At 41.1% G+C, this 1,532-nt stretch carries 1 protein-coding gene; it reads left to right on the top strand.

The window, feature by feature from the left end:
- Positions 1–94 precede the first annotated feature (94 nt).
- Complete coding sequence (locus HNR43_RS14035; RefSeq protein ID WP_183244714.1) at positions 95–1,456, top strand: IS1182 family transposase; 1,362 nt, start codon at positions 95–97, stop codon at positions 1,454–1,456.
- Positions 1,457–1,532: the final 76 nt, after the last annotated feature.

Below are 1,532 nucleotides of genomic sequence, written 5' to 3'. Positions count from 1 at the left end.
TTCAGACTGTTGAAAAACGATTTTGTCAAGGACAAAATCGTTTTTCTTTTGTTAATATGTTAAAGGAAAACTATGAAGAAGGAGAGGTAGAAGTATGTACCGTCCTTTCTCCAAGTCAGAATTGAAAAAGAACAGAAAAGCGTATGAAAAAATGTACGACAAACGTCATTTACTTGTTCAAATTGATAAAGTGATGGATTGGGATTACGTGTACTCCTTATTAAAACCGTTTTATTCAGAGGACAAAGGTCGTCCATCCCTTGATCCTTTGATGTTAGTAAAAATTTTGATCGTTCAATATGTTGAAGGGTTTCGTTCTGTTCGTTTCACTTGTAAACAAATTGACCAACATATCACGTATCGATGGTTTTTAGGTCTTTCCATGGACGATTCTGCTCCATGTCACTCCAGTGTTTCAAAATTTTTGCGCCATCGCATCGATCCGAAAATATGGGAAGCATTATTTGAATATGTACTCTTACAGATTAAAAAAGAGGGCTTCTTATCCCCAGAAACATGGGCTGCAGATGAAACCGAGTTGAAAGCCAATGCGAACAAACGGAAACGCGTAAAAGTGGTTCGAAAAATGGTCGAGAAGGAAGATGAGTACGTGTTACAGCTCGTAAACAAAAAGCGCTTACAACACGGCAAAAAACCTTTAGATCCAAAACCACCGAAAGAGGTAGAGAAAGAAGTGATTTGCAGTACCACAGATCCCGATGCAGGGCTATCCGTCAAACATGATCCAAGAGGCTTATTTGCTTACCATGATCATCGGATTGTCGACACACTACACAATTTCATTCTGGATGCCTACGTCACATCGGCAAATGTGCCAGGACATCGTGTGCTCATTGAACGCATTGAGCGAGTCAAACAACGGATCGGTTATATACCGGAAAATATCGTATTAGACGCAGGCTATTATAATGCACGTCTTGGACGGGAGCTCGAAGACACAGGGATCCATGCCTATGTTTCTTATCGCCGATTTCATCGAAAGGAACATTCAAAATGTCGTTCCAGTCAATTCCGTTTAGTGAAGGAAGACGTCTATGTTTGCCCTTGTGGAGTAAAATTTCTCTATTCCACATCTACTCGATCGGGGTATCATGAATATAAACCTGATGTCAAAGGCAGTTGTGCGGATTGCCCTGCGGCGAACGGAAAAGGCGATCGTGTCTTTCGGGTCTCCGTTCACCAAGAGGTTTACCAACAAATGAAAAAACGTCGACTATCTGAAAAAGGAAAGGTTTTTCGACTTGTTCGTCCCGCTACTATTGAACGAAGCTTTGCGGAAAGTAAAGAACTCCACGGACTTCGTTTTGCACGATACCGCGGAGTTCCATACGTACAGATTCAGGTTTGGATCACCGCCATGATCCAAAACCTCAAGAAGTGGACCAAGTTACGATCCCTTCGATCACATGGTATAGATTTAAGTTACCACAAATAAGGAAAAAAGAAAAGAAGAAAAAGTTCACTTTTCCCGTGAACTTTTTCTTGACGCCTCACTTTTTCAACACTTTGAA

It is taken from the genome of Anoxybacillus mongoliensis (assembly GCF_014201515.1).
Lineage (GTDB): Bacteria > Bacillota > Bacilli > Bacillales > Anoxybacillaceae > Anoxybacillus > Anoxybacillus mongoliensis.
This window is presented reverse-complemented; position numbering and strand designations above follow the sequence as displayed.

Excerpts from the sequence above, each read along its gene's own strand:
- HNR43_RS14035 (WP_183244714.1), top strand. The coding sequence starts at position 95 with ATGTACCGTCCTTTCTCCAAGTCAGAATTGAAAAAGAACAGAAAAGCG.